General features: G+C 70.6%; 24 protein-coding genes. 15 read left to right on the top strand and 9 right to left on the bottom strand.

Annotation, left to right across the window (positions count from 1 at the left end; translation table 11 throughout):
* Positions 1–99 precede the first annotated feature (99 nt).
* Together AOK01_RS14835 and AOK01_RS14840 are read left to right on the top strand one after the other, a co-directional pair.
* The gene (locus AOK01_RS14835) at positions 100–1014 is read left to right on the top strand and encodes an ATP-binding cassette domain-containing protein (protein WP_055511677.1); all 915 of its coding nucleotides are present in this window, start codon (positions 100–102) and stop codon (positions 1012–1014) included.
* Between the two features lie 50 nt (positions 1015–1064).
* On the top strand, positions 1065–2084 hold the full coding sequence (locus AOK01_RS14840) for a Gfo/Idh/MocA family protein (protein ID WP_055511679.1): 1020 nt from the start codon (positions 1065–1067) through the stop codon (positions 2082–2084).
* Between the two features lie 99 nt (positions 2085–2183).
* Here the strand turns inward: AOK01_RS14840 and AOK01_RS14845 are convergent, their stop codons facing one another.
* The 4 genes from AOK01_RS14845 to AOK01_RS14860 are packed head-to-tail and all read right to left on the bottom strand — an operon-like array spanning position 2184 to position 6233.
* On the bottom strand, positions 2184–3242 hold the full coding sequence (locus AOK01_RS14845) for a Gfo/Idh/MocA family protein (RefSeq protein WP_055511681.1): 1059 nt from the start codon (positions 3240–3242) through the stop codon (positions 2184–2186).
* On the bottom strand, positions 3239–4243 hold the full coding sequence (locus tag AOK01_RS14850) for a Gfo/Idh/MocA family protein (protein WP_055511683.1): 1005 nt from the start codon (positions 4241–4243) through the stop codon (positions 3239–3241). Before AOK01_RS14850 ends, AOK01_RS14845 begins: the two co-directional genes overlap by 4 nt.
* 32 nt (positions 4244–4275) lie before the next feature.
* Positions 4276–5037, bottom strand: coding sequence for an SDR family oxidoreductase (locus tag AOK01_RS14855; RefSeq protein ID WP_055511684.1), 762 nt, complete (start codon positions 5035–5037; stop codon positions 4276–4278).
* 17 nt (positions 5038–5054) lie between these two features.
* Positions 5055–6233 carry a phytanoyl-CoA dioxygenase family protein gene (locus AOK01_RS14860; RefSeq protein ID WP_055511686.1) on the bottom strand — a complete coding sequence of 393 codons (1179 nt, stop codon included), beginning with the start codon at positions 6231–6233 and terminating at the stop codon, positions 5055–5057.
* A gap of 110 nt (positions 6234–6343) precedes the next feature.
* Between AOK01_RS14860 and AOK01_RS14865 the strand changes: the two genes are divergently transcribed.
* From AOK01_RS14865 to AOK01_RS14875, 3 genes are all read left to right on the top strand, one after another.
* Positions 6344–7390, top strand: a complete 1047-nt coding sequence (locus AOK01_RS14865; protein WP_055511689.1) for a LacI family DNA-binding transcriptional regulator — start codon at positions 6344–6346, stop codon at positions 7388–7390.
* 38 nt (positions 7391–7428) lie between these two features.
* Positions 7429–8028: a hypothetical protein gene (locus tag AOK01_RS44085; protein WP_055511691.1), complete on the top strand. Its 600-nt coding sequence runs from the start codon at positions 7429–7431 to the stop codon at positions 8026–8028.
* A 527-nt stretch (positions 8029–8555) separates the two neighbouring features.
* Positions 8556–8834 (top strand): type II toxin-antitoxin system Phd/YefM family antitoxin, encoded by a 279-nt coding sequence (locus tag AOK01_RS14875; protein WP_055511693.1) that lies wholly within the window; start codon positions 8556–8558, stop codon positions 8832–8834.
* A 241-nt stretch (positions 8835–9075) separates the two neighbouring features.
* On the opposite strand, the gene AOK01_RS14880 is transcribed toward AOK01_RS14875, so the two are convergent.
* Positions 9076–10185, bottom strand: a complete 1110-nt coding sequence (locus AOK01_RS14880; protein WP_245702260.1) for an ABC transporter permease — start codon at positions 10183–10185, stop codon at positions 9076–9078.
* A 110-nt stretch (positions 10186–10295) separates the two neighbouring features.
* Here AOK01_RS14880 and AOK01_RS14885 point away from each other — a divergent pair, with 110 nt between their 5' ends.
* The 8 genes from AOK01_RS14885 to AOK01_RS14920 all read left to right on the top strand — a co-directional run bounded on the left by AOK01_RS14885 (position 10296) and on the right by AOK01_RS14920 (position 17713).
* Entirely contained in the window at positions 10296–10928 is a 633-nt protein-coding gene (locus tag AOK01_RS14885; RefSeq protein WP_055511695.1) for a TetR/AcrR family transcriptional regulator, read from the top strand.
* Between the two features lie 323 nt (positions 10929–11251).
* A complete protein-coding gene (locus tag AOK01_RS14890; protein WP_055511730.1) occupies positions 11252–11554 on the top strand; it encodes an urease subunit gamma in 303 nt (100 codons plus the stop codon).
* A gap of 16 nt (positions 11555–11570) precedes the next feature.
* A complete protein-coding gene (locus tag AOK01_RS14895; RefSeq protein WP_055511697.1) occupies positions 11571–11882 on the top strand; it encodes an urease subunit beta in 312 nt (103 codons plus the stop codon).
* Positions 11875–13596: an urease subunit alpha gene (locus tag AOK01_RS14900; protein WP_055511698.1), complete on the top strand. Its 1722-nt coding sequence runs from the start codon at positions 11875–11877 to the stop codon at positions 13594–13596. Before AOK01_RS14895 ends, AOK01_RS14900 begins: the two co-directional genes overlap by 8 nt.
* Before the next feature lie 38 nt (positions 13597–13634).
* The gene (locus AOK01_RS14905; protein ID WP_055511732.1) at positions 13635–14309 is read left to right on the top strand and encodes an urease accessory protein UreF; all 675 of its coding nucleotides are present in this window, start codon (positions 13635–13637) and stop codon (positions 14307–14309) included.
* A 144-nt stretch (positions 14310–14453) separates the two neighbouring features.
* The gene (ureG, locus tag AOK01_RS14910) at positions 14454–15143 is read left to right on the top strand and encodes an urease accessory protein UreG (RefSeq protein ID WP_055511700.1); all 690 of its coding nucleotides are present in this window, start codon (positions 14454–14456) and stop codon (positions 15141–15143) included.
* A 17-nt stretch (positions 15144–15160) separates the two neighbouring features.
* Positions 15161–15931 carry an urease accessory protein UreD gene (locus tag AOK01_RS14915; RefSeq protein WP_107099819.1) on the top strand — a complete coding sequence of 257 codons (771 nt, stop codon included), beginning with the start codon at positions 15161–15163 and terminating at the stop codon, positions 15929–15931.
* Between the two features lie 159 nt (positions 15932–16090).
* Complete coding sequence (locus AOK01_RS14920; RefSeq protein ID WP_107099817.1) at positions 16091–17713, top strand: alpha/beta hydrolase; 1623 nt, start codon at positions 16091–16093, stop codon at positions 17711–17713.
* 100 nt (positions 17714–17813) lie between these two features.
* On the opposite strand, the gene AOK01_RS14925 is transcribed toward AOK01_RS14920, so the two are convergent.
* The 4 genes from AOK01_RS14925 to AOK01_RS14940 all read right to left on the bottom strand — a co-directional run bounded on the left by AOK01_RS14925 (position 17814) and on the right by AOK01_RS14940 (position 21614).
* A complete protein-coding gene (locus AOK01_RS14925) occupies positions 17814–18536 on the bottom strand; it encodes a lysophospholipid acyltransferase family protein (RefSeq protein ID WP_055511706.1) in 723 nt (240 codons plus the stop codon).
* A 288-nt stretch (positions 18537–18824) separates the two neighbouring features.
* A complete protein-coding gene (gene rocD / locus AOK01_RS14930; RefSeq protein ID WP_055511708.1) occupies positions 18825–20057 on the bottom strand; it encodes an ornithine--oxo-acid transaminase in 1233 nt (410 codons plus the stop codon).
* Positions 20054–20875: a dimethylargininase gene (gene ddaH / locus AOK01_RS14935; protein WP_055511710.1), complete on the bottom strand. Its 822-nt coding sequence runs from the start codon at positions 20873–20875 to the stop codon at positions 20054–20056. The genes rocD and ddaH overlap by 4 nt, the downstream gene beginning before the upstream one ends.
* 250 nt (positions 20876–21125) lie before the next feature.
* On the bottom strand, positions 21126–21614 hold the full coding sequence (locus AOK01_RS14940) for an Lrp/AsnC family transcriptional regulator (RefSeq protein ID WP_055511712.1): 489 nt from the start codon (positions 21612–21614) through the stop codon (positions 21126–21128).
* A gap of 110 nt (positions 21615–21724) precedes the next feature.
* Here AOK01_RS14940 and AOK01_RS14945 point away from each other — a divergent pair, with 110 nt between their 5' ends.
* Together AOK01_RS14945 and AOK01_RS14950 are read left to right on the top strand one after the other, a co-directional pair.
* Positions 21725–22480 (top strand): LytR/AlgR family response regulator transcription factor, encoded by a 756-nt coding sequence (locus tag AOK01_RS14945; protein ID WP_055511734.1) that lies wholly within the window; start codon positions 21725–21727, stop codon positions 22478–22480.
* 43 nt (positions 22481–22523) lie between these two features.
* Positions 22524–22880 carry a hypothetical protein gene (locus tag AOK01_RS14950; RefSeq protein ID WP_055511714.1) on the top strand — a complete coding sequence of 119 codons (357 nt, stop codon included), beginning with the start codon at positions 22524–22526 and terminating at the stop codon, positions 22878–22880.
* Positions 22881–22882: the final 2 nt, after the last annotated feature.

Here is a 22882-nt window from a genome sequence, read left to right on the forward strand (position 1 = left end):
TGGAACCCCGACTGGTTCAAGGCCTTCCTCGGCGTCATGCTCCTGCTCGCCGCCCTCGTCAATCTGTGGGTCCGCCGCCAGGCAACCCGGAGGTAACCCATGACCATCAACCCCATCACCGCCGACGGGTCGGTCTCACCCAACGGGACAGCCCCCAAGGACACCGCACCGGCGGACGGCACACCCACCGTCGAGCTGAGAGGCGCGGGCAAGGCGTACGGCAACGTCCGCGCCCTGCACGGCGTGGACCTGGCCGTCCACCCCGGCCAGGTCACCTGCGTCCTCGGCGACAACGGCGCCGGCAAGTCGACGCTCATCAAAATCATCTCGGGCCTGCACCAGCACACCGAGGGCGCCTTCCTCATCGACGGCGAGGCGGTGCGGCTGAACACCCCGCGCGAGGCCCTCGACAGGGGCATCGCCACCGTCTACCAGGACCTGGCCACCGTCCCGCTGATGCCGGTGTGGCGCAACTTCTTCCTCGGCTCCGAGATGACCAAGGGCCCCTGGCCCGTCCGCCGCCTGGACATCGCTGCCATGAAGCAGACCGCGGACACCGAACTGCGCGCCATGGGCATCGTCCTGGACGACCTCGACCAGCCCATCGGCACCCTCTCCGGCGGCCAGCGCCAGTCCGTGGCCATCGCCCGCGCCGTCTACTTCGGCGCCCGCGTCCTCATCCTGGACGAACCCACCGCCGCCCTGGGCGTCAAGCAGTCCGGCGTCGTCCTCAAGTACATCGCCGCCGCCCGCGACCGCGGCCTGGGCGTCATCTTCATCACCCACAACCCCCACCACGCCTACATGGTCGGCGACCACTTCAGCGTCCTGCGCCTGGGCACCATGGAACTCTCCGCCGCGCGCGCCGACGTCACCCTCGAAGAACTCACCAACCACATGGCCGGCGGCGCCGAACTCGCCGCACTCAAGCACGAACTGGCCCAGGTCCGCGGCGTCGACGTCGACGAACTCCCCGAAGCGGCGGAGCTTCAGGTCGGTGCGCAGCGCAACTGACCCTCGTCCAACGGCAACTGATCCTCAGGCACAGGAAAGACGCAGGTCATATGTCACCTCAGGGAGTACTCGGGGTAGCCGTCATCGGCACCGGCAAGATGGGGGCCGATCATGTCCGAAGGCTCCATCACGTCATCAGCGGAGCGCGGGTGACCGCTGTCGTGGACGTCGACGGGGAGCGGTCCAAGGCCCTCGCCGACACGCTGGACGGGTGCACGGCGTACACCGAAGCCGCGGTTGCGCTGGCCGCGGAGGACGTGGACGCCGTGCTGATCGCCTCTCCCGGGCCCGCGCACGAGGCGGCTCTGCTCGAAGCCCTCGGCCGTGACCTGCCGATCCTGTGCGAGAAGCCGCTCACCCCTGACGCGGCGTCCGCGCTACGGGTCCTGGAGGCGGAACAGCGGCTCGGGCACCGCCGGCTGCAGGTGGGCTTCATGCGCCGGTACGACGCCGAGTACGTGAAGCTCAAGCAGTTGCTGGACGGCGGGGAGCTGGGCAGGGCACTGATGATGCATCACCGGCACCGCAACCCCTCCATGCCGTCGTGGTTCACGACCGAGATGCTCATCAGCGACTCGGTGGTACACGAGATGGACGTGACCCGCTGGCTCCTCGATCAGGAGATCACCGCGGTCACGGTCCTCAAGCCGACTCCGTCCTCACTGGCGCCCGAAGGCATGAGCGACCCCCAACTCGTCCTGTTCGAGACAGAGTCGGGAGCTCTTGTCGATGTCGAGATCTTCGGCCACTGCGGCTACGGATACCAGGTGTGGGCCGAAGCCGTCTGCGAGCGGGGTGTCGTAGGCATCGGTGACGAGCACGGACCACGGCTCAGCGCCGACGGCCGGTGGGGCGGCCGCGTCACGCCGGACTACATCGAGCGGTTCGAGGACGCGTACGACCGCCAGGTACGGGCATGGGTGGACGCCACCCGGCGCGGTGAGGTCACCGGGCCCAGCGCCTGGGACGGCTACGCGGCAGCTGCCGTGTGCGAGGCGGGCGTGCGGGCCCAGCGGGAGGGCCGGCGCGTCGGGGTCGACCTGATCGAGCGGCCCGACTTCTACCGGTAGACGGCAGACCTGCAGACGTATGGATCGCACAACGGGAGCAGAACGGGAGTGGGCGGTGCCGAAACGGCACCGCCCACTCCCGTTCTGCTCAGCCCGCGTTCACGCCGTGTCCGGAAGGACTGTTCGCGGTCGGGGCGAGAACCCGGCCCCCTGGTAGCAGTCGTCGATGAGGCGCATGGTGGCGAGCGCGTCATCGGCGTCCAGGCGCAGCGGCGCGCCCCGGCGCAGATGGGCCGCGAAGGCTTCGAGCTGGTAGGTGTACGAGGACCGGCGGCCGAGCATCTCGGTGCGCTCGCCCGAGGCCGTGCGGACCAGGACCCGGTCGTCGAGGTGCGGCTGGACGAAGTTCACCGCTGTGGCCTCACCGAGTGAGCCCACGATCCGGCAGCTCATCTCCCACTCGTGGTACGCCATGTGGCAGCGGGCGGTACCGGTGACCCCACTCGGGAATTCCAGGTCGGCGTCGAGCCATTCGTCGACTCCGGGCGCGCCCGGCGTCCCCCGGACTCCGTCCGGGTGTGCCCCCATCTCGCTTCGCTCGCCGCCGCGCGCGGCGACGAGCCGCGGTGCGCCGCCCGCCCAGGGGGCGAGCATCCGCTGGGCGTGCAGGCTGTAGCAGCCGAGGTCCATGAGCGCGCCGCCGGCCAGCGGAAGCGACCAGCGCACGTCGTCGTCCTCGGGCGCCGGCATGAGCATCGTGGTTTCCACGTGCCGCAGTTCGCCCAGTTCCCCGCTTTCCAGCAGCTCGTGCAGGCGCCGGGTGACCGGGTGGAACAGGTAGTGGAAGCCCTCCATGAAGACGGTGCCGGCCTTCGCGACGGCGTCCCGGACCTCGACGGCCTCCTCGGCGTTGCTCGCGGAGGGTTTTTCGGTGAGCACGTGCTTGCCCGCGGCGAGCGCGGCGAGGTTCCAGGGCCCGTGCAGACCGTTGGCGAGCGGGTTGTAGACGACCTCGACCGCGGGGTCGCAGACGACGTCGGCGTACGAGTCCAGGACCCGTTCGACGTCGTGCTCGGCGGCGAAGGCCTCGGCGCGGGAGCGGTCGCGGGCGGCCACCGCCACGATGCGGTGGCCGGTCGCGCGGGCCGGTCCCGCGATCGACAGCTCGGCGATGCGGGCCGCGCCCAGCACGCCTATCCGCAGGGGTTCGTCCGTCATGCCTTGCGCACCTCTTCCAGTCGTACGGGCCGGTGTTCGTGCAGCGACAGCGTGCAGGCCTCGGCGATCCAGCTCGCTTCGAGGGCGTCGGCCACGGTGCAGGGGGAGGGGCGGGAGCCCGCCACGACCTCGGTGAACGCGCTGAGTTCGGCGCGGTAGGCGGCGGCGAAGCGGTCCATGAAGAAGTGGTGCGGGGGGCCGGCGGGGAAGGTGACTCCCGGCTCGACGGACCGCAGCGGCAGCTTGTCCTCCAGGCCCACGGCGATGCTGTCCTGCATGCCGTGCACTTCCAGGCGGACGTCGTAACCGCGGGCGTTGTGCCGGGAGTTGGAGATGACGCCGATCGTGCCGTCGTCGAAGGTGAGCAGCGCGGAGGCGGTGTCGACGTCGCCCGTCGCCGCGATGTAGTCGGCGCCCCGGTTGCCGCCGGTCGCGTACACCTCGGTGACCTCGCGGCCGGTGACCCAGCGCACGATGTCGAAGTCGTGCACGCTGCAGTCGCGGAAGATGCCGCCGGAGACCGCCACGTACGCGGGGGGCGGCGGCGCGGGGTCAAGGGTGGTGGACCGTACGGTGTGCAGCGGGCCGAGTTCGCCGCTCACCACGGCCGCGCGCGCGGCGACACAGCCTGCGTCGAAGCGCCGGTTGTAGCCGATGTGCACCTCGACGCCACCGCCTTCCACTGCGCGCAGCACGTCGAGACTCTCCTCGATGCCGAGGGCCACGGGCTTCTCGCAGAAGACCGGGATGCCCGCCTTGACGGCGGCGAGAATGAGCTCGGGGTGTGCGTTGGTCGCGGCGGCGATCACCACTCCGTCCACGCCGGCGGCCAGCACCGCGGCGGGGGAGTCCACCGCCGTGGCGCCGAACCGCTCCGCCGCCGAGGAGGCCGCCGCGGCGACCGGGTCGGTGACCACCAGTGAGTCGACCGCTTCGAGTCCGGACAGGGTTTCCGCGTGGAACGCGCCGATCCGGCCCAGCCCCATGATGCCAATACGCATGAGAATTTTGCTCCTTCAGCCCAGGGGGCGGTTCAGTCGAGCCCGCCGAAGACGGTCTGGTCCCAGTCGATGACCGAGCCGGTCACCACACCACTGCGGTCGGAGAGCAGGAGGACGACGAAGTCGGCGATCTCGTCGACCTGTCCGAGCTTGCCCATCGGCAACTGCTGCGCCGCCTGTTCGCGCCAGTCGTCGCCCGCGCCGTGGAAGGCACGCTGGGTGGCGTCCTCGCCCTCGGTGTCCGTCCAGCCGATGTTGAGGCCGTTGATGCGGATGCGGTCCCAGCGGTGTGCGTGGGCCGCGTTGCGGGTCAGCCCCGCGAGGCCGGCCTTCGCCGTGGAGTACGGCGCCAGATGCGGCGGGCCGCCGTGCGCGCAGTTCGAGATGATGTTCACGACCGTGCCCGGTGTCTTGCGGCTCGTCATGTCGGCGACCGCGGCCTGCATCGCGAAGAACGGCGCCCGCAGATTGATCGCGATGTGCGCGTCGAACAGCTCCGGCGTGGTGTCCAGCAGCGAACCGCGTGACGTGAGCCCCGCCGCGTTGACCAGGCAGTCGACGCGCCCGTGCGCGTCCACGGTCCGGACGACGCTGTCGCGCGCCTGTGCGGCGTCCGACAGATCCACGCGGAGGAAGCGGGCGCCGGTGTCCGCGGCGAGTTTCTCGCCGATGTCGGCTCGCCGTCCGGTGAAGACGACGGTCGCGCCTTCGCGTACGGCGGCCTGGACGATGCCCGCGCCGACGCCTTGGCTGCCGCCGTTGACGAGGACGACCTTGTCCTCAAGCAGTCCCATGAGTGCGTTGTTCTCCTTCAGCTCCGGCGGCGCTTCGCGCTCGCCTGCAGTTCCTGGCGGAGCCGGTCGGGGGCCCAGCCCTCAGCGACGGCCTGCCAGACGGTGTCCGCCTGGGAGGGCGGAGCGAGACCGTCGACCGGCGGGTCGAGGTCCAGGTTGGTGGGGAAGGGGTAGCCCTCGGCCGTGACGGCGACCACGCGGCGCAGCCAGCTCTCCGCGGCGCCCTCCTCCTTGCGGCGCAGCAGCACAGGGAACAGGGCGTCGGCCATGGCAGCCCGGTCCACGGACTCCATGGCGCGGCCGAACGCGGAGGAGATCTGCAGCAGGTTCGCCATGCGCTTGGTGTCCGCCGAATAGTTGTGCCCCGCACCGTGGAAGAGCGCGGGGTTGAAGAACACCGCGTCGCCCTTCTCCAGCGGAAGCTGGACGTGATGCTCCTCGAAGTACGCGATGAACTCCGGGCGCCGCCAGGCCAGGTAACCCGGCTCGTACTTCTGCGAGTGCGGGAGGAACAGCGTCGGCCCCGACTCGACGGGCATGTCGCCGTGCGCCACCGCGCCCTGCAGGGTCAGCACGGGCGAGAGGCGGTGGACGTGCGCCGGATACGCGGCAGCCCGCTCCTGGGACAGGAAGCCCAGGTGGTAGTCGCGGTGCACACGCTGCGCGGCGCCACCCGGGTTCACCACGTTGATCTGCGAGGTCACCTGGTAGCCGGGGCCGAGCCAGGCCTCGGAGACCAGCGCCAGCATGTCGTTGGCGTAATAGTCCGCGAACACCTCCGGCGCGCGCACGGCCATCTTGTCCAGGGCGTTCCACACCCGGTCGTTGGCGCCGGACTTGGCGAAGTGGTCGCCGCGAGACGCGCCGCTGGAACGTTCCTCCTCGATCAGCGCGTTGAAGGCGCCGGAGGCCGCGTCCACGACGGAGGGGTCCGTGAACGCGCCTTTGAGGACCACGACACCGGGCCCGTCCAGCAGGGCCCGCACCAGCTCGGCCTGCACCTCCCGGCGCCCCTGCGGGGTGACCGAGAGGTCGCGGATCCGGTCGCCGGCGTACACCAGGACGTTCTGCTCGGTCCGCTCGGCCGAGGGGTACGCGTGCCGCTCGGTACGCTGCTCGGTCAACGAGCGGAACTCGTCGAGATCGCAGTCGCCCTCGCTGAGCCACGTCGCAGATCCCGCCTCGGTGGGGGGCATTCCCGGTCCTTTCGCCATGAGTGCTTTTCTGCCATTCTTATGAACGAAAGCCCGTCATTCAATCCGCAGAGACCCATCAAAAGTCCGTCATCCTGCTTCCGAGGACCGCCATGCGACATCCATATCCCATCAGGGAGATCGCCCGTCAGGCCGGTCTGAGCGAGGCCACGGTCGACCGGGTCCTCAACGACCGCGGCGGCGTACGGGAGAGCACCGTCATGGAGGTGCACCAGGCGATCAAGGACCTGGACCGCCAGCGGACCCAGGTACGCATCGGCGGGCGTACGTTCATGATCGACATCGTGATGCAGACGCCGGAGCGGTTCTCCACCGCCGTACGGGACGCCCTGGAGGCGGAACTGCCCTCCCTGCACCCCGCCGTGGTGCGGTCGCGCTTCCACTTCCGGGAGACCTGTCCCGCCTCGGATCTGATCGCGACCCTGGACAAGATCGCCAAGCGCGGCTCGCAGGGGGTGATCCTCAAGGCCCCGGACCTGCCGGAGATCGGCGCCGCCGTCGGCCGGCTGGTCGCGGCGGGCATCCCCGTCGTCACGCTGGTGAGCGACCTGCCCAGCAGTGCGCGCATGGCGTACGTGGGTATCGACAACCGGGCGGCGGGCGCCACCGCCGCCTTCCTCATCGGTCAGTGGCTCGGTGACCGGCCCGGCAACGTGCTTGCCACGATCAGCCGGGGCTCCTTCCGCGGTGAGGAGGAGCGCGAGATGGGCTTCCGCAGCGCGATGCGCATCGCGCAGCCCGGAAGGTCCCTGGTGGAGGTCACCGACAGCGACGGGCTGGACGCCACCCAGCGGGACCTCGTCCTGGAAGCCCTCAAGCGGGACGAGGGCGTCATCGCCGTCTACTCGGCCGGGGGCGGCAATGCCGCGACCCTCGACGCGTTCGACGCCCTCGGGCGGGAGTGCGCGGTGTTCGTCGCCCACGACCTGGACCACGAGAACACCCGGTTCCTGCGCGAACGCCGCCTCTCCGCCGTGCTCCACCACGACCTGCGCCAGGACATGCGCCGCGCCTGCCAGACCATCATGCGTGCCCACAAGGCCCTTCCCGACGAAGGTCCCTTCCTGCCCTCGGCTATCCAGGTGGTCACGCCCTACAACATGCCGCCCGGCGTTCCTCTCGCGCCGTTCGTGGGCTAAGACGGTGTTCTGTGTGGTGGTAGCTCGTCGGTCCGTTCATGGGGCGGGGTACGTGGAGTCGGATTGTTCCGGACGGCGATGAGACGCTGTTCGCGGCGATCTTCTACGTGCTGGTCAGCGCCAACATCGACGCCGTGATCGACCAGGTCGGCAACGTATGGTTCAACGAGGTGAACGCACGTCTGGGCGGCAGTACCCACCTGCATCACATCGCCAAGACTCTTGTCGGCCCGGACTGGACGGACAGCCATGTCGCCACCGGCACCACGTTCCTGCTGACAGCAGCGACGTGGCTCAGGCGGAGGGCCCCGCAGGACAAGCAGCAGCCTGCGGATGCCCAGCGGCGGGACGCAGTTCCCTGGGGAACTCGCGGCCGGTTGGGTGGGAAGCGAGCGCACTTCGGGGTGCAGCGGCAAGAAGGCGGCAGTCTCGGTGCTCTGCCGGGTGGCGGCCTCGATGGCGGCCGGGCCGAACCCGGGCAGGATGTCCTCGTCCAGGCGGGCCGTGTACGGACCGAAGATCCGCAGGAACTGCGCGGTGGTCATCTGCTGGGCCTGCCGGGAGAAGTACTCCTTGAGCCTGAGCAGGTTGAGCAGGTTGAGCAGGTGACGGGGCGCGAACGCGGCGAGCGGACATAGCAGACACACTCAGGGCGGGCCGGACACAAGGTTCCCGTCGGGGCGTGCGGGCCGTTGAGCGGGCTGGCGCACGCGGCGACGAACATGTCCTGCTCACCGGAGAGCAGGGCCTCAATAGCCGCGCACCGCGCCGTTGACAGCCCGGATGTCCCCTGCTCCCACGCCGCGAGCATCGCGCGGATTCTCGAAGAGCACTCACGGACCGCCGCCCCCCTGTGCATCCCAGCGCAGGAACCTCAAACCGGCTTGCCGATATGGAGCTGGGCCGATCTCCGCCCAGCCTCCGGGGCGTCGACGGGCAAGCACCCGCCCGGCCGGAGTTCTGCGCAGGGCCGGTCGAGCGGGGCGCTCCGCTGCACCGGAGACCCGTCAGGATGCAGTGCGACCGGACAGCTCTTCGTCTCACCTCGTCTCACGCATCTCTCACAAACGAGAGCGCACGGGAGCGCGCGAGAGCCTCTGGCCTCTATATCTGCTGTCGCCACGGACCTCGGTGGACCAGGTAGACATTGCATAGGCTGGGGAGCATGGCCTACGAGATTCCGGTGACGCAAGCCAGGGCTGAGCTCGCCGACCTGATCAACCGTGTGGTGTACGGCGCGGAGCGCGTCGTCGTGACGCGGCACGGAAAGCCCCTCGTCGCCCTGGTGTCGGCCGCTGACCTGGAGCGACTTGAGAAGCTCGACGCGGTGGGGGACGAGCAGGTGATCAGCTCGGTCTCCGGGGTCCACGAGGTCGCGTCCGCTCCTCGCGAACGGCAGCGGTTCGGGATCGCGGCGGAGCGCAGGGGGCCGGGGGCGTCCTAGGTGGCGGCGTAGAGGTGGGGTGGCCGCGGAGCCTTGCCGGGTGCGGGTTGCCTGTGGCTGGTCGCGCAGTTTCCCGCGCCCCTGGGGAGTGGCGGGCTGAGATGTGTGCCTGGTGGGGTGGGCTCGGTGCGTGAAAAGACCGTGCACCCCCCGTCCGCTACGGCGGGGGATGCACGGTCGGTCTGTGCGGGCGGCCGGCTCCGTCAGTGACCAGCGCCCAGGCGCCCAGGCGCTCCCGTGGTCAGCTCGTGAGCGCGGGCTTCGGCGCGGCCTCGACGGGGGCCGTGGCCGCCTTGCGTCGCTTGAGTGCGCTGCCCAGCAGGACCGCTCCGAGGCCCACGACGGACCACCAGGTCAGCGTCATCGCCGGGCCGGTCGCGGCGGCTCCGTCGAAGAAGGAGACCGACCGCAGGAGTGAGGCGCCGGCTCCCGGCGGCAGCCACTGACCGATCGTGCCGACCGGCGCGGGCAGCATCTCGGGTGCGGAGCTCGCACCGGAGAACGGGTTGCCGATCATCATCATGACGAACGCGCCGAGCCCGATTCCCGGCGCGCCGATCAGGGCCGCGAGACCCGCGACGGCGGCGCTCACGGCCAGCGTCGAGAGGGCCAGCGCGACCGCCTCGGACCACCAGCTCCCGGTGAAGGCGCCCAGCCAGTTGCCCGCGATCAGGGCGGCCACCGTACCGACCACCGCCGCCGCACCGACCAGCGCGGCCACCGCGCGCCGGCCCCGCAGCCCCAGCAGGGTCACCACGGCTCCCGCGGCGATACCGGCCAGCGTCATGGGCAGCACGCTCGACGTCAGGACCGAGCCACGCGGGTCGTCCGCAGAGGCGGGTACGACGTCCACCGTCTTCACCGGGGCGCCGCCGGCCTGCCGGGTCACGGCCTGCTGGAGCGACTGCGCCACGAGCGGACTCGCGGCCGAAGCGGTGAGCAACTCGGGCCCCTGCTCGGTGACGACCACGGCGCCGTATACGGTCCGGTCCTCGATGGCGTCCCGTGCGGCGGCCTCGTCCGCGTAGCGGTGGATCTCGAAGGCCCCCTCGTTGCCTTCGAGCTGCTTCTGGACCTGTGCGGTCGCGGTCGCCGGACCCGCCACACCGAGCGGCAGGTCGTGAGGAGCGGTACGGGCCGCCGGCCAGGCGAAGGCCCACAGCGCGAGGGCCGCCAGGACCGGGACCAGCAGCACGACCGCCGCGATGTGGCGGCGGTGCGACTGGGCTGACGGCTGGGGCCGGTGCGACGCCTGCGACCGCTGCTGGGACGGCTGGTGCGACGCCTGGTGTGGTGGCTGGGGCGAGGCCGGTGACGTCGCCGGGGTGGGCCTGGCGGAGGCGGGGGGCATGCTTCTTCCCTCGATTCTGAAAAAGAAGGATCGTTCGTTTTAGGATCGGGCCCACTGTCTCTCCGGTGTCCGGGCTTGTCAAGAAGGAATGTTCGTTTTACTTTTTGCGCATGGCTCGCGTATCCCAGGAACACCTAGACGCCCGTCGCCGGCAGATCCTCGACGGCGCGGCCCGCTGCTTCTCCCGCAACGGGTTCCACGCCACGTCGATGCAGGACGTGCTGAGGGAGGTGAACCTCTCCGCCGGCGCCGTCTACCGCTACTTCAGCGGCAAGGACGAGCTGATCACCGCCATCGTCACCGAGGTCCTCGGCCGGATCCGCGAGGCCTTCGAGGAGGCCGCACGGCACACCCCGCCGCCGATGCCCGACGTACTCGTGGGCCGGGTCATGACCCAGGTCCTCGGGGCGGGGGGCACCGGGAAGTACGGCCTGACCTGGGAAGGAGAGGAGTCCTTTCCTCGGCTCATGATCCAGGTCTGGACGGAGACCCTTCGCGACGGCGAGTTGTCGGCGGTGCTGCGCGAAGGCTTCGACTCGGTACGTGATGCCTGGGTGACGGTCGTCGAGGGCTATCAGGAGGCCGGGGTGATGCGGGCGGACATCCCCGCCGAGCACGTCGCCAGGACCCTGATCGCCGCGACCCAGGGGTTCGCCGTCCAGCAGGCACTCTTCGGCGCCTCGCCCGGGGAGGTGCTCCAGGACGGTCTGCGGGGACTGATGAGCATGGTGACCCCGCGCTGACGACCCCGCGCTGACGGCAGCCGGGGCGACGGCAGCCGGGGCGACGCTGCCGGGAGCCGAGGGGTGGGGGTCGGGAGCGAGGTCGGTGAGCCGGATGGCCGAAGGGGTCGGCGCGCTGGATCTCCACGGGGCGGTTAACGTCCCTGAAATCCCGCGCAACTAGCCTGCACCACCACGTCACCAGGGGTTTTCGGGGCCGGGAGCGCGCAAAGTCGCGCGGTCCGGCCGCGTACCGCAGCCGCGTACTGGGCTGGAACCCGTCGTGGTGGCTGCGGCAGCCGGACCCCGCACGGTCCGGAGCGAGGACTGTGAGGTGGGACGCCGTGCAACTGACGCCGCACGAGCAGGAGAGGCTGCTCATTCATGTGGCCGCCGATGTGGCCGAGAAACGCCGGGCCCGGGGACTGAGGCTGAACCATCCCGAGTCCGTCGCCCTGATCACCGCGCACATCCTCGAAGGAGCCAGGGACGGCCGTAGCGTGGCCGAGCTCATGGCCTCCGGGCGCGAGATCCTCACCCGCGAGGACGTCATGGAAGGCATCCCCGAGATGATCCACGACGTACAGGTCGAGGCGACCTTCCCCGACGGCACCAAGCTCGTCACCGTCCACGACCCGATCGTCTGACGGGGGAGCGGCAGTCATGATTCCCGGAGAGATCCTGTTCGCCGAGGGGTCCGTCGCCTTCAACGAAGGCCTCGCCGTCACCCGGCTCACCGTCCTCAACGCGGCCGACCGGCCCGTCCAGGTCGGCTCCCACTACCACTTCGCCGAGGCCAACCCCGGTCTCGACTTCGACCGCGCCGCCGCACACGGCAAGCGGCTCAACGTCGCCGCCGGCACCGCCGTCCGCTTCGAGCCCGGCATCCCCGTCGACGTCGAACTCGTTCCGATCGCCGGCGCCCGTGTCGTGCCGGGCCTGCGCGGCGAGACCGGAGGTGCCCTCGATGCCTGACATCTCACGTGCCGCGTACGCCGATCTGTTCGGCCCCACCACCGGCGACCGGATCCGGCTCGCCGACACCGACCTGCTGGTCGAGATCGAGGAGGATCGTTCCGGCGGCCCCGGACGCGCCGGTGACGAGGCCGTGTTCGGCGGCGGCAAGGTGATCCGGGAGTCCATGGGCCAGGCACGCGCCACGCGCGCCGACGGCACCCCGGACACGGTGATCACGGGCGCGGTGATCATCGACCACTGGGGGATCGTCAAGGCCGACGTCGGAATCCGCGACGGCCGGATCACCGGCATCGGCAAGGCGGGCAACCCCGACACCATGGACGGGGTACACCCGGATCTGGTGATCGGTCCGGAGACCGAGATCATCGCGGGCAACGGACGCATCCTGACGGCCGGTGCCATCGACGCCCATGTGCATCTGATCTGCCCCCAGATCGCGGACGAGGCCCTCGCCTCGGGCATCACGACCCTCGTCGGCGGCGGCACCGGACCCGCCGAGGGGTCCAAGGCCACCACCGTCACGCCGGGCCCCTGGCATCTGGCCCGGATGCTGGAGGCGATGGAGGAGTACCCGCTCAACTTCGGGCTGCTCGGCAAGGGCAACACCGTCTCCCAGGAGGCGATGCTGTCGCAGTTGCGTGGCGGCGCGCTCGGTCTCAAGCTCCACGAGGACTGGGGTTCCACGCCCGCCGTCATCGACGCCGCGCTCACCGTCGCGGACCGGACCGGCGCACAGATCGCCATTCACACGGACACCCTTAACGAGGCCGGGTTCGTGGCCGACACGCTTGCCGCCATCGCGGGGCGCACGATCCACGCGTACCACACGGAGGGGGCGGGAGGCGGGCACGCGCCGGACATCATGACCGTGGTCTCCGAGGCGCACGTGCTGCCCAGCTCGACCAACCCGACCCGGCCCTACACCGTCAACACCGCCGAGGAACACCTCGACATGCTGATGGTCTGCCACCACCTGAACGCCGCCGTGCCCGAGGACCTGGCCTTCGCGGAGTCCCGGATCAGGCCCACCACCATCGGGGCCGAGGACATCCTGCACGACCTCGGCGCGATCTCGATCATCTCCTCCGACGCCCAGGCGATGGGACGCGTCGGGGAGGTCATCATGCGGACCTGGCAGACCGCGCACGTCATGAAGCGGCGCCGGGGCGCGCTGCCGGGTGACGGCCGGGCGGACAACCACCGGGTACGTCGCTATGTCGCCAAATACACGATCAACCCCGCCGTCGCACAGGGCCTCGCCCGTGAGATCGGCTCCGTCGAGACGGGCAAGCTCGCCGATCTGGTGCTGTGGGAGCCCGCGTTCTTCGGGGTCAAGCCGCACCTCGTCGTCAAGGGCGGGCAGATCGCGTACGCGCAGATGGGCGACGCCAACGCGTCCATCCCCACCCCGCAGCCGATCCTGCCGCGGCCGATGTTCGGGGCGATCGGCCGGGCCCCCGCGTCCAACTCGTTCAACTTCGTGGCACCGATCGCGATCGAGGACGGGCTGCCGGAGCGGCTGGGGCTCGGCAAGCGGTTCGTTCCGATCGAGTCGACGCGTGGGGTGACCAAGGCGGACATGCGGGAGAACGACGCGCGGCCCCAGGTACGCGTCGACCCCGACAGCTTCGCCGTCACGATCGACGGGGAACTGGTGGAGGCCACACCCGCCGCCGAACTGCCCATGGCCCAACGGTACTTCCTCTTCTGACTCCGATTCTGACTCCGACTGTGCGTCTGGGGCTCGTCATGTCGCGTGCTGCGTTGCTTGTGCTGGCCGACGGCCGGTTCCCCGCCGGAGGGCATGCCCACTCCGGCGGGGCCGAGGCGGCGGTCAAGGCCGGCCGGATCACCGGGGCGGGGAGTCTGGAGGAGTTCTGCCGGGGGCGGTTGCACACGACGGGGCTGGTATCGGCCTCACTCGCCGCGGGCGCCGCACTCGGGCTCGACCCGGTGGAACTCGACGGCGCCGCGGACGCCCGTACGCCGTCGCCCGCACTGCGCGTCGCCGCACGCAAGCTCGGCCGGCAGTTGATGCGGGCCGCGCGGGCGACCTGGCCCTCGCCCGAACTCGACGCGCTGGCGCAGGAGTTCCCCAAGGGTGCCCACCAGCCGGTCGTCCTCGGGCTGGCGGCCAGGGCCGCGGGGCTCGGGGCGGAGGACGCCGCGTACTGCGCTGTGTACGAGAGTGTGAGCGGGCCGGCGAGTGCCACGGTGAGGCTGCTCAGCCTTGACCCGTTCGACGCGACCGGGGTGCTGGCGCGGCTGACTCCCGAGCTCGACCGGGTCGCGCGTCAGGCGGTCGAGGCCGCGCGGTGTGCGGTGGGGGGCGGGGTCGCTGCGTTGCCTGCCGCTTCCGCTCCGCTGTTGGAGATCGGGGCGGAGGCGCATGCCGCTTGGGCTGTGCGGTTGTTTGCCTCTTAGGGTTTTCCCGCCCCCGCCGCCCCTACCCTTCCCGTTGCTTCTGGGGGCTGCGCCCCCAGAAGCCCCTAGCGGCCTGAACGGCCTCGTCCTCGAACGCCGGACGGGCTGAAGGGGCCAACTCATATACAGAGGGAGCCGTCTCCTATGCATCTCGATCATCACCACTCCCACGACGGGGCCGCGGCCGTCAGCGCCGACGCTCACCGGCCCGACGGTCGGCGACGGGCCCTGCGGATCGGGCTCGGTGGGCCCGTCGGGTCCGGGAAGACCGCCACCGTGGCCGCGCTGTGCCGGGCGCTGCGCGACGAGTTGGCGCTCGCGGTCGTCACCAATGACATCTACACGCGCGAGGACGCCGAGTTCCTGCTGCGTGAGGCCGTGCTGCCGCCCGAGCGGATCACCGCCGTCGAGACCGGGGCCTGCCCGCACACGGCGATTCGTGACGACATCTCCGCGAACCTCGAAGCGGTCGAGGATCTGGAGGACGAGGTCGGACCACTGGACCTGATCCTTGTCGAGTCGGGGGGCGACAATCTGACGGCGACCTTCTCGAAGGGACTCGTGGACGCGCAGATCTTCGTGATCGACGTGGCCGGCGGGGACGACATCCCGCGCAAGGGCGGCCCCGGTGTCACCACCGCCGATCTGCTCGTGGTCAACAAGACGGACCTGGCCCCGCACGTCGGCTCGGACCTCGGACGGATGGCCGCCGACGCGAAGGCGCAGCGGGCCGAACTGCCGGTGGTGTTCCAGTCGTTGCGGGCCGAGGACGGGGACGGGGTCAAGGACGTCGTCGCCTGGGTGCGGGAGCAGCTCACCGCGTGGGCGGCGTGACGACCGGAGCGGAGGGAATGGCCGGAGCGGTCGGCGTGGCCGGCGTGCGGGCCGTCGCGCGGATCGGTGCCCGGCCTGACGGGCGGGGCGGCACCGCGCTCCCCACCCTGGAGAGCCAGGGCCCGCTCGCCGTGCGGCGGACCCGGGCGAGCGGCTCCGAAGCCAAGGTCATGCTGGTCGGCGCGATGAGCGGGCCCCTGGGCGGGGACCACTTCACGGTGACGGCCGACGTGGCCGACGGGGCATCCCTGCACGTCGGATCGGCGGCGGCCACCATCGCGCTGCCGGGACAGGCGAAGGGGGAGGCGCGTTACGACGTACGCCTCTCGGTCGGCGAGGACGGCGAACTGCGCTGGCTCCCCGAGCAGTTGATCTCCGCGAACGGCAGCGAGCTGTACCTGACGACCCGCGTCGCCCTCGCGCCCGGCGCCCGGCTGACACTGCGCGAGGAACAGGTCCTCGGGCGGGCCAACGAGGAGCCCGGGCGGCTCACGAGCCGGCTCACCGTCCTGCTCGACGGACGCCCGCTGCTCGACCAGGAGCTCTCCAGCGGCCCCGGAGCGCCGGGCGGGTGGGACGGTCCCGCCGTGCTCGCCGGACATCGCGCACTCGGCCAACTCCTCGTCGTACGGCCGGAATTCGCGCGGCAGCCGGTCGAGCCGCGGTTGCTGGGGCCCTACGCCGCGCTCACCCCGCTCGCCGGGCCCGGCGCCCTGGTGACCGCCCTCGCCCCCGACGCGCTGCACCTGCGCCGCACCCTCGACGAGGCCCTGCGCTCACTCGGCTGACGTGGCGGCGGGAACGGACCTGACCGCTGAACGGACAGAGCTGTTCCGGTTATCGGATTGGCAAAGAAGACACGTCTCCCCTGTTCTCAGGGACCTCACAGCCGAAAGGATCCCCGTACGGAGCACGACGACAGTAGGGGGAGAACTCTCTTGAGAGGTATGAGAAGGGTGACAGCGTTCGGCTCGGCCGGCGCGCTCGTCACCGCGACGCTCATAGCCGGCGCCGTCGCGGCCCCGACGGCCAGCGCGGACATCCGCCAGGGGCAGCGCAGCCACGGCCAGAGCAGCCAGGGCCAGAACAGCCACGGTCAGGACAGTCAGGCGCGGGGCGCCGAGATCGCCGCCGCTCGCGCGGCCAAGGCCGGCATCGACTGGCAGGACTGTCCCGCCGACTGGGGGATCGCCAAGCCCGTCCAGTGCGGCTGGGTCACGGTGCCGCTCGACTACGCGAAGCCCAACGGCAAGAAGATCAAGCTCGCCGTCGACCGCGTCGGCAACACCGGCACGAAGGCGGAGCGGCAGGGCGCCCTCGTCTACAACCCGGGCGGCCCCGGCGGCTCCGGACTGCGCTTCCCGCTCCGGGTCACCACGAAGAACCCGCTCTGGGTGAACGCGTCGAAGGCGTACGACTTCGTGGGCTTCGACCCGCGCGGCGTCGGTCACTCGGCGCCCATCTCCTGCGCCGACCCGCAGGAGTTCGTGAAGGCGCCCAAGCTGGACCCGGTGCCGGACTCCGAGGCCGACAAGCGCGTCCAGCGAGGGCTCGCCGCCGAGTACGCGGCCGGCTGCGCCGAGCGCAGCGGTGACATGCTGCCGCAGATGACGACCCCCAACACCGTCCGTGACCTGGACGTCATCCGGGCCGCGCTCGGCGAGAAGAAGCTCAACTTCCTGGGTGTCTCGTACGGCACGTACATCGCCGCCGTCTACGGCACGATGTACCCGAGCCACGTGCGCCGCATGGTCGCGGACAGCGTCGTCAACCCGTCGCGCGAGAAGATCTGGTACGAGGCCAACCTCGACCAGGACGTCGCCTTCGAGACGCGCTGGAAGGACTGGCAGGACTGGGTCGCCAAGAACGACGCGGCCTTCCACCTCGGCGACACGCGTGCCGAGGTGCAGGCCCAGTGGCTGGAACTGCGCGCCACCGCCAAGAAGAACCCCATCGGTGGGGTGGTCGGCCCGGCCGAGCTCATCGGCTTCTTCCAGAGCGCGCCGTACTACGACTCGTCGTGGGTGCCGGTCGCGACGGTCTTCAGCAAGTACGTCGCCGGTGACACCCAGGCGCTCGTCGACGCCGCGGCTCCCGACCTGTCGGACACAGCGGGCAACATCTCCGCGGAGAACGGCAACGCCGTCTACACGGCCGTCGAGTGCACCGACGCCAAGTGGCCCACCAGTTGGAAGAAGTGGGACCGCGACAACACCGCGCTGCACAAGGACTACCCGTTCATGACGTGGGCCAACGCCTGGCTGAACCTGCCGTGCGCGACCTGGCCCGCGAAGCAGCAGACCCCGCCGACCGTGAAGACCGGCAAGGGCCTGCCGCCCGTCCTGATCGTGCAGTCCACGCGTGACGCGGCGACGCCGTACGAGGGCGGCGTCGAACTGCACAAGCGGTTCAAGGGCTCCCGCCTGATCACCGAGCGGGACGCGGGCTCGCACGGCGTGACCGGACTGACGAACCCGTGCGTCAACGAGCGGGTGGACACCTACCTGCTCACCGGCAAGGTCGGCGCGGCCGACGTGACGTGCGCGCCGCACGCCACGCCCAAGCCGTAACGACCACCGGCAGTCGAAAGGGACCACCGGCAGTTGAAGGAGTGGGGGGCGGCCGTGTCACGGCCGCCCCCCACTCATGTCCTCCGGCGCTCGCGGAGCGTCAACGCAGCGGCATCCGCGGGAACTTGCGGGCCTTCGCCTTCGCTGCGGCTTCCTCCGCCTTCACGTCGGCCGCGTACCGGTCCACGTACTCCTGATCGGAGAGGGTGAGGATCGCGTACATGATCTCGTCGGTGATGGCGCGCAGGATCGCCTTCTCGTTCTCCATGCCGGCGTAGCGGGAGAAGTCGAGGGGCTTGCCGAAGCGGATCGCCACGGGGTGGACCTTCGGGATCTTCCGGCCGGGGGGCTGCGCCTCGAAGGTGCCGATCATCGCGCACGGGACGACGGGCACCTCGGCCCTGAGCGCCATCACCGCGACCCCGACCTTGCCCTTGTAGAGGCGGCCGTCGTGCGAACGGGTGCCCTCCGGGTAGATGCCGAGCAACTCGTCCTTGCTCAGCACGCCGAGGCCCTCGCGGATCGCCGCCTGACCTGCCTCCTTGCCGGAGCGGTCCACCGGGATCTGGCCTGCGCTGCGGAAGAAGGCCGCCGTCAGCCGGCCCTTGACGCCGGGGCCCGTGAAGTACTCGGCCTTGGCGAGGAAGGTGATGCGCCGCTTGAGGACAGCGGGCATCAGGAAGTGGTCCGCGAACGACAGGTGATTGCCCGCGACGATCGCCGCTCCCGTTGCCGGTACGTGCTCCAGACCCTCGATCCGGGGCCGGAAGACCAGGCGCAACAGCGGTCCCAGGATCACGTACTTGAGAACGTAATAGAACAACGGGTCGCTCCTCGCTTCGCCGGATCAGGCCCAACCGCTGCGTTCTAGCTGGTCAAGAGGTGTGCTGCGGGACGCCAGTGTATGTGCAGGCGTCGCCCCCTGTAACCGTCCCCGATCGGACTTGTGCGGGCCGTTCGGCCGACGCCGGCGCAGTTCCCCGCGCCCTGGAAGCAGGCATGCTTTTCAGGGGCGCGGGGAACTGCGCGCTCAACCCCCACCGACCCGCACCCGGCCATCCGACCCGCACCCGGCCGAGCGGGCCGAGCGGGCCGAGCGGCCGCTCGGCCGTCAGACGCCTTGCCGCAGCACCGTCTCCAGCGCGCCGAGTGCCGTGCGCAGTTCCTCGTCGGTGATCGTCAGGGGCGGGGCCAGCCGGATCGTCGAGCCGTGCGTGTCCTTCACGAGGATGCCCTCGCGCATGAGGGACTCGCTGATCTCACGGCCCGTACCGACGGCCGGGTCGATGTCGACGCCCGCCCACAGCCCGCGCGCCCGGAAGCCGCGTACGCCCTTGCCGACGAGAGCCGTCAGACCCTCCCGCAGCACCACGCCCGCCTCCTCGGCCCTGCGCTGGAACTCACCGGTCTCCAGCAGTTCCACCACGGCCGAACCGACCGCCGCGGACAGCGGGTTGCCGCCGAACGTCGAACCGTGCTGGCCAGGACCCAGCACCTGGAGCACCTCGCGCCGCGCGACCACCGCGGAGACCGGCACGATGCCCCCGCCGAGTGCCTTGCCGAGCAGCAGCACGTCCGGGACGACCCCCTCGTGCTCGACGGCCAGGGTGCGGCCCGTGCGCCCGAGGCCCGACTGGATCTCGTCGGCGACGAAGAGACACCCGGCCCGCCGGGTCAGCTCGCGCACGCCCCGCAGATAGCCGTCGTCCGGGATGACGACCCCCGCCTCGCCCTGGATCGGCTCGATCAGCACCGCCGCCGTCGTCTCGTCGACGGCCGCTTCGAGCGCGGCGAGATCGTTGTACGGGACCACACGGAAACCGGGTGTGAAGGGCCCGAACCCCGCGCGGGCCGTCTCGTCGGTGGAGAAGCTGACGATGGTCGTCGTACGGCCGTGGAAGTTGTCCGCGGCCACCACGACGGTCGCCCGGTCCGGTGCGACGCCCTTCACGTCGTACGCCCACTTGCGAGCCACCTTGATGCCGCTCTCCACGGCCTCGGCGCCCGTGTTCATCGGCAGCACCATGTCCAGACCCGTCAGCCGGGCCAGGGACTCGGCGAACCGGGCCAGCCGGTCGTTGTGGAAGGCGCGCGAGGTCAGCGTCAGCCGGTCGAGCTGGCGGTGCGCGGCCTCGATCAGGGCCGGGTGGCGGTGCCCGAAGTTGAGGGCCGAGTAGCCGGCCAGCATGTCGAGGTAGCGGCGGCCCTCGACATCCTCGACCCAGGCGCCCTCGGCGCGGGCGACGACCACGGGCAGCGGGTGGTAGTTGTGCGCGAGGACGGGCTCCTCGGCCCGGATGAGCTCGGCGGACGAGCGCGGGGAACGGCTGGGTGCGACGGTCATGAGCGGATCTCCTGGGTGCAGCACTTGATGCCGCCGCCGGCCTTCTGGAACTCCGACAGGTCGACGGGGACGGGAACATAACCGTGCCGGGCGAGCTCGCCCGCGAGGGCCTCGGCGCGCGGCGCGATGAAGACGTGCCGGCCGTCCGAGACGGAGTTCAGCCCGAACACCATCGCGTCCTCGTGGGTCGCGACCACCGCGTCAGGGAAGAGCCGGCGCAGCACCTCGCGGCTGCCCTGGGAGAAGGCCTCCGGGTAGTACGCGATGTTCGCCCCGGGTCCGTCGTCGAGCACGAACAGCGCGGTGTCGAGGTGGTAGAAGCGCGGGTCCACCAACGTGAGGCTGACCGTCGGGACGCCGAAGAACTCCTGCACCTCGTGATGGGCGGCCCGTTCCGTACGGAATCCGGTGCCGGCCAGGAGATGGCGGCCGGCGAGGACCAGGTCGCCCTCGCCCTCGCACACCGACTCGGGACGGTAGACGTCGAAGCCCGCGTTCTTGAACCACGTCTCGTACGCGGTCGACTCCGGGCGGCGTTGCGGTGCGTGGAAGAGCGAGCCGAAGACCCGGCCGGCCACGACCAGCGCCGAGTTCGCGGCGAAGACCATGTCGGGCAGACCGGCTACCGGTTCCACGCTGTCGACGGTGTGGCCGTGGGCGCGGTAGGCGCGGATCAGCTCCGCCCACTGGCCTCGGGCCAGCTCCACGTCGACCTGTGTGTCCTCGTGCATCCAGGGATTGATGGCGTACTGCACGGCGAAGTGTCTGGGTTCGCAGACCAGAAATCGCCTGGGGCGCGGCACACGACTCATGGGCACAGAGCGGTTCCTCCGCATTCCTGAGGTGTTGAGTGGGATGCCTCAACGGTAGGAAGCGGGGGAGAGGCGCGGCAAGAATCAGGGATTGCGCGCCACCGCACAAATGCTGCGTCTTCGGCCGGTTCGACGCACGTTTGATGCGTGGTGGACCCGACAGGGTGAAAGAAGGGCCGACCGCCCGAGGCCCGACGTACTCAGGCCCGACGTACTCAGGTCCGACGTGCTCACGCCCTCGCGCGTCCCGACGTGCTCACGCCTCCGGAGCCGGCTGGTTCGCCCCCGCCTCCGGGCTCTCGGGCAGCAGATGCGACAGCACCATGAAGCTGACCGTCTTGCGGATGAACGGCTCCACGCGGATCCGCTCAAGCACCTCCTCGAAGTGCTCCACGTCCCGGGCCCGTACATGCAGCAGCGCGTCCGCGCCACCGGTCACCGTCATCGCGGCCGTGATCTCCGGATGGTTGCGCACCACCTCGGCGAGCCGCCGCGGCGGCGCCGCCCCCTCGCAGTACACCTCCACGTACGCCTCCGTACGCCAGCCGAGCGCGGCCGGTTCCACCGTCGCCGTGAACCCGGTGATCACACCCGTCTCCCGCAGCCGGTCGGCCCGGCGCTTGACCGCGGTGGCGGAAAGACCGATCGCCGCCCCGATCTCGGCGAAGCTCGTGCGGGCGTTCGCCATCAGAGCCGTGACGATCTTCCGGTCGAGTTCGTCAAAGGACGCGGACGTGGATCTCATGCGGGCACTGTATCCAGCGGTGATTCAGCGGCGGACCAGTGACCGTCCGGCGGCTGCGGCCTTGCCCACCGCATGTGCAGGCGTACGAAATGCTCCTACACTCCGGATTCATGCTGCGCGCCCTCGCCGTCGACGACGAACCGCCCTCCCTCGAAGAGCTGCTCTATCTGCTGGAAGCCGATCCACGGGTGAGCAGCGTCGAGGGCGCGAGCGACGCCACGGCGGCGCTGCGCCGGATCAACCGGGCCCTGGAGAGCGGCCCCGGTGGTGACCAGGGCATCGACGTCGTCTTCCTCGACATCCACATGCCCGGCCTCGACGGCCTCGACATGGCGCGGCTGCTCGCCGGGTTCGCCAAGCCGCCGCTCGTCGTCTTCGTCACCGCCCACGAGGGGTTCGCCGTCCAGGCCTTCGACCTCAAGGCCGTCGACTACGTCCTGAAGCCGGTCCGCAGGGAGCGGCTGGCCGAGGCCGTCCGCCGGGCCGTCGAGCAGATGGACGCCGCCCCCCTGATACCCGTGCACGAACCCGACCCCGACCACATCTCCGTAGAACTCGGCGGAGTCACCCGCTTCGTCGCCGTCGAGGACATCACCCATGTCGAGGCCCAGGGCGACTACGCGCGGCTGCACACCGCCCAGGGCAGTCACCTCGTCCGCATCCCGCTCTCCACCCTCGAAGAACGCTGGCACGCGCGCGGTTTCGTCCGCATCCACCGCCGTCATCTCGTCGCTCTCGGTCACATCAGCGAACTCCGCCTGGACGCGGGTACGGTGAGCGTCCTGGTCGATTCGGTCGAACTCCAGGTCAGCCGCCGTCACGCACGAGAACTGCGGGACCTGCTGATGCGCCGGACCGCGAGCTGACCGGACTGCGAGCTGACGGGACCGCGAACTGAGGAGCCCGGAGTTGCCCCACGACCCCACCGACCGGCGAGTCGTCGTCACCGGCCCGCCACGCCGTACGCGCCCGCTGAACCGCTACCGGCCGCGGACCGAGATCGACGAGCAGACCACACTCGGGCACACCTACGTCCGCTCCCTGATGCGCAGCCAACTGCGGGCCGCGCTCACCGTCTTCGCCGTGCTCATCCTCCTCGTGGGCCCGCTGCCACTGGTGTTCACCGTGATGGGAGACAGTTCGAGCCTCGAATGGATCGTGCTCGGCTTCTGCATCTACCCGCCTCTGGTGCTGCTCGCCCGCTGGTACGTGCGCCGCGCCGACCGCAACGAGAAGGACTTCGTCCGCCTCGTCGAGGACCGCTGAGT

Origin of the sequence: Streptomyces aurantiacus (assembly GCF_001418335.1) — a bacterium.
In the GTDB taxonomy this organism is placed as follows: domain Bacteria; phylum Actinomycetota; class Actinomycetes; order Streptomycetales; family Streptomycetaceae; genus Streptomyces; species Streptomyces aurantiacus.